The organism is Polyangium sp. 6x1 (assembly GCF_029946515.1).
GTDB lineage: Bacteria > Myxococcota_A > Polyangia > Polyangiales > Polyangiaceae > Polyangium.
In genome coordinates this window covers 20811-31893 of record NZ_JARZHH010000097.1, presented here as the reverse complement: position 1 = coordinate 31893, position 11083 = coordinate 20811, and the positions used below count along the sequence as shown (strand labels likewise).

Annotated in this window: 8 protein-coding genes and 1 pseudogene; 7 read left to right on the top strand and 2 right to left on the bottom strand. The window is 70.7% G+C overall.

What is annotated here, in order from left to right; translation table 11 throughout:
- Window positions 1-799, bottom strand: a pseudogene (locus tag QHF85_RS45450) (hypothetical protein); the annotation flags it as partial.
- Window positions 800-803: 4 nt separating this feature from the next.
- Window positions 804-1565, bottom strand: a complete 762-nt coding sequence (locus QHF85_RS45445) for a hypothetical protein (protein WP_281333764.1) — start codon at window positions 1563-1565, stop codon at window positions 804-806.
- 96 nt (window positions 1566-1661) lie between these two features.
- On the opposite strand from QHF85_RS45445, the gene QHF85_RS45440 reads away from it, so the two are divergent.
- The 7 genes from QHF85_RS45440 to QHF85_RS45410 all read left to right on the top strand — a co-directional run bounded on the left by QHF85_RS45440 (window position 1662) and on the right by QHF85_RS45410 (window position 11029).
- Window positions 1662-3203: a prolipoprotein diacylglyceryl transferase family protein gene (locus QHF85_RS45440; protein ID WP_281333763.1), complete on the top strand. Its 1542-nt coding sequence runs from the start codon at window positions 1662-1664 to the stop codon at window positions 3201-3203.
- Between the two features lie 3 nt (window positions 3204-3206).
- On the top strand, window positions 3207-3869 hold the full coding sequence (gene hisIE / locus QHF85_RS45435) for a bifunctional phosphoribosyl-AMP cyclohydrolase/phosphoribosyl-ATP diphosphatase HisIE (RefSeq protein WP_281333762.1): 663 nt from the start codon (window positions 3207-3209) through the stop codon (window positions 3867-3869).
- Between the two features lie 67 nt (window positions 3870-3936).
- On the top strand, window positions 3937-4833 hold the full coding sequence (locus tag QHF85_RS45430; RefSeq protein WP_281333761.1) for a hypothetical protein: 897 nt from the start codon (window positions 3937-3939) through the stop codon (window positions 4831-4833).
- A gap of 45 nt (window positions 4834-4878) precedes the next feature.
- Window positions 4879-6816: a hypothetical protein gene (locus QHF85_RS45425; RefSeq protein WP_281333760.1), complete on the top strand. Its 1938-nt coding sequence runs from the start codon at window positions 4879-4881 to the stop codon at window positions 6814-6816.
- A 40-nt stretch (window positions 6817-6856) separates the two neighbouring features.
- Entirely contained in the window at window positions 6857-8353 is a 1497-nt protein-coding gene (locus tag QHF85_RS45420; RefSeq protein ID WP_281333759.1) for a BamA/TamA family outer membrane protein, read from the top strand.
- Entirely contained in the window at window positions 8350-9033 is a 684-nt protein-coding gene (locus QHF85_RS45415) for a hypothetical protein (RefSeq protein ID WP_281333758.1), read from the top strand. The genes QHF85_RS45420 and QHF85_RS45415 overlap by 4 nt, the downstream gene beginning before the upstream one ends.
- A gap of 1390 nt (window positions 9034-10423) precedes the next feature.
- A complete protein-coding gene (locus QHF85_RS45410; RefSeq protein WP_281333757.1) occupies window positions 10424-11029 on the top strand; it encodes an NAD(P)-dependent oxidoreductase in 606 nt (201 codons plus the stop codon).
- Window positions 11030-11083 lie beyond the last annotated feature (54 nt).

Genomic DNA, 11083 nt, shown 5'->3' with positions numbered 1-11083 from the left:
CGGCGAGCGGAGGCGGGAGCGCGCCGGGTTTGCCCGCGGGCGGAGGCGGCGGCGGTGCGCCGGGTTTGCCCGCGGGCGGCGGAGGCGGTGCGCCGGGTTTGCCCGCGGGCGGAGGCAGCGGTTTTCCGATCGCGGGCGGAGGCGGCGGCAGCGCGGAGATCCGTCCCGGATTCGAAGGCGGCGGAGGCGGCGGCGCGGCGGGCTTCGTGGCCGCGGGCGGCGGCGGCGGCGCGGCTTTCGGGGGCGGTGGAGGCGGCGGCGCGGCCTTCGCCGGCGGCGGCTCCGCGGTCGTGAATTCGAGCGCGTCGTCGGCGAGCTCTTCGTCGACGAGCTCCTCGACCTCGTCGGCCAGGAGATCCTCGTCCGCGAGCATCTCCTCGTCGATCGTCAGCGCCTGCTTGCGGATGCGGGCGCGGCGCTCTTCCTGAGCGGCGGCGAGCTTCGCGTACTTCGCTTGTTGCTTCTTGCCGAGGATCGTCAGCGCGTCCTTCGCGCCGAAGCGCGCGGCCGCGCGGAGCACGTCGCGCTGGTAGGTGCCGTTCTCGATCTCGCGCGCGACGCGGCCCCAGTACTGCTGGAAGGTGTTGTAGCGCTGGATCAGCGTCTGGAACTTGAAGCGGAGCGCGGTGTTCCGGATCTGCTCGCGGCGCAGGAGCATGATGCGCCGATCGAGCTCCTTGCGCGGGACCAGCGGCTCGAGCCTCTCGATGCCGAGGAAGTACTGCTCGTAGAGCGCCCGCAGCCGTTCGAGTCGGCTGTCGAGATCCTCCAGGGCGCGTTCGACCTCGGCGTGTTCCATGCGGTCAGAGCGGCGTGACCTTCAGGTTGTCGAAGCAGACCGGGACCTCCCAGTCGTTGAAGCCGAAATGCTCGTGTCCCGGGCCCGCGAGCGGCTCGGGGTCGGTGAGCGTGAAGTACTCGACGCCGTTGATCGACCACACGATCGTCTTGCCGTCCGCGCGCTCGACGCGGAACCGATACGCCTGGCCCGCGGAGACGGGGCGCTCGCGCTCGTCGTCGCTCTTCGGATCGATGTCGATCTCGAGCCGGTCGTCGCCGTGCTCGTCGATGCGCGCGAGGACGTGCTTGGAGTTGCGCCAGCCGCCGAAGATCGCGAGGTAGCTCGTGGCGTTCGTGTAGGACGTCGTCGTGGCGCCGCTCTGCCCGTCGCCCCAGAGCTCGACCTTGAGGTCGCCGATCGCGCTCTCGGCGTAGGCGTCGAACTCGATGCGCGCATTCACGGGGAGCCTGCGACGCAGCCAGATGCCGCGGTTCTTCGCGCTCTTGCCGCAGAGGCGGCCGTTCTCGATGTGCCAGCCCGGGGAGAGCGCGTTCCAGTCCTCGCCGAGCGCCGCGCGGTCGAAGGTGTCCTCGAACGGCGCCGTGATCGGGGGGCCGGGCGGGACCAGGGGAGCGATCTGGGCCGTGGTCGGGGGGCGCGGCGTCGCCGGCCGGGCGGGCTGCGCGGCGCCTGCGTCCGCCGTGGGCGGCCCCTCGGGCACACACGAAACGAGCGTCAGCGAGAGGAGGGCGCACGCGCCGATCGGGGTCGCTCGTCTGAGCACACCCGCATCGTAGCAGCAGGCAGGCCTGGACCAAAAGGGCCGCGCGCATCGGCGACGCTTGCCCGGGCTTTGGGGCAAGCGTAAGGAAGGGCGGCCATGCATCCGATCCTGTTCCGCGTGCCGCTTCCGCACACGACGCTGCCCCTGCTCTGGGTCCTATGCGCGCTCGCGGGCGTCGCGGCGATCGTCGCGATCTACCAGTTCGTGACGAAGAACAGGACCATCGCGATCGGCGCTGCCATCGCGGCGGCGGCCCTCGGCGGCGCTGGGTTCGTGTTCCGCGCGAGCACGGTGCCCGTCGGCCCGCTGCCCATCTACAGCTACGGCGTGATGCTCGGCCTCTCGCTCGTCGTGGGCTGGTATCTGACGCTCGGCCTCGCGGAGCGGGATGGATTGCCGAAGGAGCTGATGGCGAACAACTACGTGGTCACGGCCGTGGCCGCGGTGGTGGGCTCGCGCGTCCTCTACATCGTCACGAACCTGAACGAGTTCGACTCGTTCGCCGCGATGCTCGACGTCCGCAAGGGCGGGCTCGTGGCGTACGGCGGCTTCCTCGGTGGGTTCATCGGATCGCTCGTGTTCCTGCGGCGACACGGGATCCCGCTCCTGCCGTGGGCGGACGTGGCGGTGCCGAGCCTCGCGTCGGGCCTGATGATCACGCGCGTCGGCTGCTACCTCTTCGGCTGTGATTTCGGCCAGCCGCTCGAGAAGACGGCGCCCGGGTGGCTCCAGAAGCTCGGTACGTTCCCGCGCTGGGATCCGTCGCTGATCGAGACCCCGAGCGGCGCGCCGGGCGGCTCGCCGGCCTGGATCCAGCACGTGAAGAAGCACCTCATCGAGGACGACGCGACGTCGTCGCTCCCGGTGCACCCGACGCAGATCTACGAGTCGCTCGTCGGCGTGACGCTCCTCGTGCTGCTCCTGGTCTCGCGGCGGTACCAGAAGTTTCGTGGTCAAATCTTTTTGATCTTCACGTTCGCCTACGGCGTCGGCCGCTTCTTGCTGGAGATGCTGCGCGCGGACGACGAGCGCGGCTGGATCCCGCCGTCGCTGCCCGAGCACATCCTCCTGCCGCTCGCGCTCGTGCTCTTCGCGGTCGGCTACGTGGTCGGCATCTCGAAGATGATCGAGAACCCGACGATGCGGCGCCTGTCGCAGATCCTCGCGTTCGTCCCGGCCGCCGTGCTGTTCCTCGCGCTCCGGCCCGAGTCGTTCGGGACCTCGGCGACGATCCAGCTCTCGACGTCGCAAGCGGTGGCGCTCAGCACGGGCGTCGCGGCGGCGTTCGCGTTCTCGGTCTATCACCAGGCCGCGCTCGCTCACCCGGAAGCGGCGATGGCGATCCCGCAGCTTGCCTACGTCGACGACGAAGCGGCCGAGAAGAAGGCTGCGAGCAACGTCGCCGACGAGGACGAGGACGAGGAGCCCGCAGCGGCGAAGAAGAAGGTCGCGGATGCTGATGCGGACGCCGACGAGGACGAGGACGAAGCGCCGCCCGTGAAGCAGAAGCCCGCGAAGAAGGCGCAGAAGGCCGCTGCGTCGGACGAGGCGCCGAAGGCCGTCGCGACGAAGAAGACGAAGAAGAAGCCGGTGGAGGAAGAGCGGACCTCGGAGCCGCCTCCGTCCGAGGAGAGCTGAAGCGTGGAGCTCGCCTGGGGGGAGGCGGGGCTCTTGCCCGCGATCGTTCAGGACAGGCTGACGGGTCAGGTGCGCATGCTCGCGTACATGAACCGCGCGTCGCTGGAGCGGACGATCGAGACAGGGCGAGCGACGTTTTTCAGTCGATCCCGAGGCGCGCTCTGGGAGAAGGGCGAGACGAGCGGGAACACGCTCGCGGTCGCGGCGATCGTCGCGGACTGCGACGCCGACACGCTGCTCCTGCTCGTGGATCCCGTGGGGCCGACGTGCCACACGGGCAAACCCGCGTGTTTCTTCCGCCGCGTGGACGAGCACGGGATCGCCGCGGAGTCGGGCGTGGATGCGGCCGCGTTCCTCGAGGTGCTCGAGCGCGAAATCGAGGCGCGGCGCACGTCGAGCGCGGAGAAGAGCTACACGCGGTCGCTGCTCGACGGAGGCCCGGCGAAGATCGGCGCGAAGATCCGCGAGGAAGCGGACGAGCTCGCCCGCGCGATCGAAGGGGAAGACGATGCGCGCGTCGCGAACGAGGCCGCGGACGTCGTGTACCACGTGCTCGTGGGGCTCGCGTCGCGCGGCGTCCCGCTGCGCGACGTGGTGCGTGTGCTCGCCGCGCGCGCAGGGACGAGCGGGCACGAGGAAAAAGCGAAGCGATCCGCGCCTCGCTGACACACGCGGCGCGCGGATCTCGGACGCGCTTCGGTCGAGGGTGCCCCTCTGGTAGTGTCGGTCGACGATGACCGGCTTTCGGCGCGCGGGGGCGCCGCAATCCCCGTTCCGCGAGCCACCGAAGCTCGAGCTCGGCCCGCTGTCGGTCGGGCTGCATCAAGCCGCGTCGCGCGCAATGAAGCGCTTGCCGAGCGGAGGGCGCCTCGTGCGGCAAGCCCCGACGCAGCGCATCGCGCACACGCAGGGCGCGCTCGGGTGCACGGGGCTCGTGCTCGCCGCGAGCGCCGCGTTCATCGCGGTGACGACGGGGTGGCTGCCGCGATCTCACGCCGAGGTCGCGATGGTGATGGTCACCGTGATCGTGTCCGGCGCGTGCCTCGCGGCTGTGCTGCTCGCGCTGGATCGCGCGCGGCCTCTACCCACGTGCGAGGCGGAGCCCGTGGGGCACGCGGCGCGGCTCGTGGCGCAGCGTCTCTCACGGCTCGCGACGTGCGCGACCGACGACGCGGCGCGGTTCGGTCCGAGGCGCATCAATGCGCTGCGGCGCGCGCTCTCGGCGGCCGCGGATCCCACGCTCACGACGTGGATCCCGGACGACGTGCGCGGACGCGCCGAGCTCTTGCTCGCGCGGGCGATCGTGGCGCACGCGCGTCCCGGATGGACACGTGACGCGGCCGTGCGCACGGAGGTGCGCAGGCTGCTCGTGCGGGCGGCGACGCACCTGGACGAGCCCGCCGTGGCCGAGGCCGATCTCGCGCGGCTCGATGCGGCGCCGCTCCCGCCGACGGACGAGGCGTCCGGCGCGCGCGGCCGGGAGCCGCTTCGGAGGCGTTCGGGGCAGCGGTTCGCGAGCGAGCCGTGCGCGGCGGCGGACGAAGCCGCGGCCGAGGAAGAGGCCCAGAGCGAAGAGATGCATCCGCGAGCGAGGCGACGGAGGGAACGGCGGGCCGACGTGTTACCCTGAGCCGGCGTTTTCGCGTCGCCTTCCTTCTGCCGGCACAGGTGCACGATGAAGCAGAACCGCTTGCGCTCGTTCGGCCTCGGCCTCTCGTTCCTCGCGGCGGCCGCGGCCATCCCGCTCGCCTGCTCGCCCGACTCCGCGATCAAGCCCGGCGGATGGGTCCCGGGCGCGGGCGGCGGCATGTCGTCGTCCTCGGGCGCCGCGGGCGCGGGCGGCGAAGGCGGCACGCTCTTCCTGGACTCCGGCGGGACGTGCGGCGACCCGACGGACAAGGACAAGGATCTCATCGCCGACTTCCTCGAGCTCGGCCCGGACAAGGACACGGACGGGGATCAGACGCCCGACGCGCTCGACAACGACAGCGACGGCGACGGCGTGCTCGACGCGGACGAAGCTGCAAACCCCTTCCTCTTGAAGGACGAGCCCGGACAAACGCGCGACGATAGCTGCGATCCGCTCGCGGATTCGGACGGCGACGGCGATCCGGACGTGCGGGATCTCGACAGCGACAACGACGGCGTCTCCGACACGCAAGAGACGACGTACGACGCGGACGGGACGAAGGGCTGCCGCGTGCGCATCGACTGCGACGAGGACGGCGTCATCGATCTCGTCGAGCTCGCGGCCGGATCGAGCCCGACGGAGAAGGGATCGGTTCCCGCGGACGCGGGGCTCTACTTCGTCCTGCCGTACCAGGAGGGCGAGCAGACGAAGGACTTCACGTTCTCGACCGGCGTCGCGAAGGCCGACATCTACTTCCTGATCGACACGACCGCGTCGATGCAGCCCGCGATCGACAACCTGAAGGCGTCGATCGACACCGAGATCCTCCCGACGATCCTGAACGGCGATCCCGCCGCGAGCCCGCCGATCCCGGCGATCGGCGACGCGTGGATCGGCGTGGGCGAGGTGCGCGACGTGCCCTGGCTGCCGTACGGGCAGGACGGGGATGCGCTGTATCGATACAGGTTCCAGGTTGGTGCTCAAACGATCGCCGGGGACGTCGCGCCGCCGGTGTTCGACGGGCAGAAGTACACAGCGCCCGTCGCGACGAAGCAGATCCTCGGCACGCTCACGGCCGGGGGCGGCGGCGACGCGCCGGAGGGGACGTCGCAGGCGCTCTGGCTCGCGGCGACGAACCCGAACAACTACGCGCTCACGATCGGCGGCATCTGGAACTACCCGAAGTACACCTGCCCGCTCGCCGGCGGCATCGGCGCGCCCTGCTTCCGGCCCGAGTCGCTGCCGATCTTCGTGCTCATCACGGACGCCGCGTTCCACAACGGGCCGAACGTCACGCACCAGTACGACGGGGCCAAGGTCGGCGGGACGGTGAAGACCTACGCCGACGCCGTGACCGCGCTGAACGACATCAACGCGAAGGTCGTCGGCGTGCCCGTCGCGACGGGCAGCCCGGGCGCGGCGCGGGCCGACCTCACGGACCTCGCGACGAAGACGGGCAGCCTCTATCACGACCCTGCGTTTGGCGGGAAAGACTACCCGCTCGTGCCGAAGACGGACGTCGGCAGTGGCTCTGTGTCGAAGGAGGTCGTGCGATTGCTCGGCCTGCTCGCGGGATCGGGCCTGCACGACGTGACGACGTCGCACGAGAACTACGCGTGCGACGGTGGCGTCGATTGCACGGGCGATGGCGTGCCGGACCTCGCGTACCAGAATCCGCCGGTCGATCAGGGCATGATGCCGTTCGACGCGAGCACGCTCATCACGAAGATCGAGACGCTCGAGAGCGCGGCGTCTCCCCTGCCCTACGCGAGCCGCACGGAGACGACGTTCTTCGGCCTGCAGGGCGACGCGCCCGTGAGCTTCCGCGTGCACGCCGTGAACAACACGATCAAGCCCGCGACCTTGCTCGTGATGCGCGCCTTGATCCGCGTGCGTACGCCCGACGGGCAGGTCCTCGGCGGCAAGAACGGGGTCAAGCTCGTGTACTTCGTCATCCCGCAGTACATCCCCAAGGTGAAGTGAGCACACGCCGAGCGATGTCGCGGGGCAGCGGACGAACCACGTGATCGGCGCGCGCTCGCTCGTCTGGCTCTCCGCCCTCGCCGCCGTGGCGATGCCGGCCTTCGCCTGGGCCGCCGATCCACCGTCGCCGAGCGCGACCCCGTCGCCTCCGGAGGCGCAGCAGCGGGCCCGCCTTCGCTACACGCTCGAAGGGATCGAGCTGCGCGGCAACGTGCGCACCGCGGGGCGCGTGGTGCTCCGGTACGTGAAGTTTCGCGCGGGCGATCTGCTCGACGTCGACGACCCCGAGCTCGAGCTCACGCGCTACCGGCTGCTCGGCACGGGCTTTTTCGCGCAGGTGGATCTCAGCCTGCGCAAGGGGTCGCGGCGCGGCGCGGCCGTGCTCATCATCGAGGTCGTCGAGCGCAACACGCTCGTCGTGCAGAACCTCTGGGCCGGCGTCGCCGCGGATGAAGACACGGCCGGCAACGCGCGCCCGCTCTCCGCCTTCCTCGGCGTGCAGGTGGCCGAGACGAACCTCGCGGGCACCGGGATCACGCTCGGCGCGGGCATCGCGCTCGCCGCGGATCAATACGCGCTGCGCACGAGCTTCGTCGATCCCTCGTTCGTCGGGACGGGCTGGTCCGCCGCGCTGACCGTGCTCTACAACGACGCGCGCGACTTCTTCGGCAACCGCGACGTCCTCTTCGAAGCACCGCTCATCGCGCAGCGCGAGGTGACGGACTACGCGGTCGTCGCCTACCGCCGCTTCGGCGCGACGCTCGGCACCGGACACGATCTCGGCGTCTCCTCTTCGTTCGCGCTCGACTACCACCTCGAACAGATCGACGCGACCGTCCCCATCGCGGCCTCGCACATGCGCGGGCTCTCGCGCGAGCCGATCGATTTCGCCATCCGGCCCGGCCGCAGCGTGCTCTCGACGGTGCGCGGCACGCTGACGTACGACACGCGCGACGCGCCATTCCTGCCCACGCGTGGCACGCACGCGCAGGCATCCGTGACGGTCGGGATCCCCGGCACCGATTACAGCTTTCAAAAGTTCGAAGGGACGCTCCGGCGCTGGTGGCGCCTGCCGTGGCGGCACGTCGTGCGGTTCGATGCGTACGTGGGCGCGATCGCGGGCGACGCGCCCTTCTTCGAACAGTTCTACGTCGGAGATTTCACCGACCTCCTGCCCGATCGCCTGCTCGCGCTCGCGCCGGATCGGAGGCAGCCGCCGAACTTGCTCGGCACGGACATCATCGAGGTCCGTTACGGCGACTTCGCCGCGAAGATCGAGGGCGAGTACCGGATCCCGCTCTACACGGGGCGCGAGTCGGTCTACGGCGTCGACCTCTTCGCGTCGGCGGGCATTTACTCGGTGGCGACGCGCCGCGAGCTCACGGATCCGCCTGCGGGCTACAGCGGTTGGTCGCGCCTCCCGGTCGACGTCACGGGCAACCTCGGCTTGCGCCTCGACACGAAGCTCGGCGGCGTGACGCTCGCGTTTTCGAACGTGCTCGGGCTCGTCGCCGCGCGCAACGGGGCACGGAAATGACCCGGCGGGCGGCGCTCTTCGCGCTGGCCCTCGCCGTCCTGACCGCCCCGGTAGCGACCGCGCGCGCGGAGCCGCCGAAGACCCCGGCGGCCCTGCCGACGAGGAACGCGGCCGTCGCGCTGGAGGGCAAGCACGCCGTGATCAGCGTGCCCTTCCGTGACGTGGTCGACGCCGAGATCGAGAAGAAGCTCTCGAGCGGTTTGCCCACGGTGATCGTGCTCCGCGCCTGGGTCTTCCGCGAAGGCGGCGCCGAGCCCGTCGCGCTCACCGCGAAGACGTGCCGCGTCGTCTACGACCTCTGGGACGAGGTGTTCCGGCTCCAGATCACGCAGCCGGGCGGGCTCGTCGATACGGTCGCCGTCAACATCGAGGGTGTCTTGCGCCAGTGCGCCGAGGCGCGGAAGCTCCGTTTGATCGAGCGATCGCAGCTCGAAGACAGCGCGCGGTACTTCGTGGCCGGGCTCGTCGAGGTGAACCCGATCAGCCAGGAGACCCAGGATCGCATCAAGCGCTGGGTGACGCGACCGAACGGCTCGGCTGCGATCGGGCCGGGCGACTCGCTCTTCGGTTCGTTCGTGGGTCTCTTCGTCGCGCGGATCGGAGACGCGGATCGGAAGCTCGCGTTTCGGACGCAGGTGTTTGCTCCGCCAAATCCGCCGCCGCCGGAGAAGAAGCCTTGAGGGACGCGGGGGCGGAGGGTGGAGGCTCGGTCGTGCGCGTCGCCTCGGCGCCGTCGAGGTGGAGCAGGGCGCGGTAGATGAAGCCGCGCGTCTTTTTCTTATGACCACCAAGGATCGGCTGGATCGTGTTCGGGCTCGTCGCGTAGCCGAGCGCCTCGACCTCGCGCGAGATCTCGATCGCGAGCTTGCGCATCGTCATGCCCGGGCGCGCGGCCACGTGCTTGCGGGCGAGCTCGGCGATGGGCTCGGCCTTCACCCAGGCGAGATCGAGCTCGACGCTCGGGGAGGGCCCGTCGTTCGCGGCGGAGCTCTCGATCGCGGCGGGCGCGGCGCCTCCGAGCAGGATCGACTCGATCGCGTGTGACATCGCGTGCCGGACGCGGCGCGCGCGCCCGTCGACGAGCTTCTGCACGTGCGGCAGGCCGACCACGATGCCTCGCTCGGCGAGCCGCTGCCGGAGCAGGATCGCGAGCCTTCGCGACGAAGGCTCCTTGTGCTCGACCTTCCACGCCTTCGCGAGCTCGTGGATCCTGTGCGCGCTCTCGAAGGCCCGGCCCTCCTGTGCGCCGCGGATCTCGCGCGCCATCGCCTCGATCCGCGCCTCGGCGTCGGTCGACGACGTCACGCCGTCGTGGCCGAGGAGCGCGAAGAGCGCGTCCTGGGTCTCGCGCCGCACGAGCCTCTGCTTGCCCGCGAGGATGCTCTGGAGCGAGTCGACGTTGAGGCGGATGCCGATCCGCTCGAGCTCCTCGCGCAGGCGCAAGGCGAGCGCGCGCTTCGATTGCTCGGGGTGGAGGTAGAGCCAGAGCTGGGCGAGCGGCAGCATGCGCTCGGAGGCGATGTACGTGGGCGTCGTGGCCGCGGACGCGCCCGCGAGGCCCGCCGCGACGAGGGCCTGCTCGACCGCGGCGACCGCGTCCTCGCCTCCGACCTCGGCGATCACCTCGCGCAGCGCGCGCTCGATCTCGGGCGGCACCGTCGCGACCGCGCCCGAGATCTGCCGCTTCAGCGTGCGCAGGTGATAACGAATCCCGCGCCGCGCGAGTCGATCGCGCAGATCCCGCGCGAGGGCCTCGCGCGTGAGGTGCGGGGTTCGCTGCAGGTGAAGGGCCGCTGCAGCCCGGAACGCGGCGCCCGGGATCCGTTCGGGCGTCTCTGCCATCACCGCCGGCATCGTCACGCTCATCTCCACGACCGACCTCCGTGCTCTCGACACGGCGACGCGCACGATCGTCGCCGTCTATAACACTAGACAAACATCATCCGAAAACGTCAACTTTGAACAAAGTCTAACTATTGCTCAGGACGGATGCCGCGGCATGCTTTGTTGAACATGCACAAACCATGAACAAAGCATGGACATAAAGGGACCTGTGGTACACGGGAGTTCGTGCGGTACTTGCCGGTCGAGGTGGATGTGCAGGGGCGGGAGGCGCTCGTGGTCGGGGCGAGCGCGGAGGTCGTTTCCAAGGTCGAACGGCTGCTCGCGGCAGGCGCCCGGGTCGTGGTCGTCGCGCCGGGGGAGGTCGATCCGGCGATCGAGGCGCTGGCGGCCGAGGGGCGGGTCGATGTGCAGCGGAGGGCGCCCGCGGCAGGCGACGTCGACGGCAAGGCGGTCGTCTTCGTGGCGACCTCGGAGGAGCGTCACGCGGCGCCGCTTCACGCCCGCGGGCTCGCGGAGGGGCGGCTCGTGTGCACGATCGACAGGCCGGAGCTGTCGACGTTCGTGAACCCGGCGGTCGCCCGGGCCCACGGCCTCACGATGACGTTCGCGACCGGCGGCACGAGCCCGGGGGCCGTGCGGCGCATCCGCGAGGATCTCGAGGCGCTCTTCGGCGATCCGCGGTTCGCGCGGTTCCTCGGGGCGCTCGAAGGCCTCCGGGCCCGGCTGCCGCGGGGGGAGCGCGCGGCCCGGATGGCCGAGGCCGTGAAGGGGTTTGCCGTGGAGGCGAAGCTTCGTTTTCCGGCCTGGGTCGAACGGGGCGAGGACCCCTGACGCACGCGGCTGGGGGGGAGGCCACGACGGCGCGTTGCTCAAACCTCTTGTGTC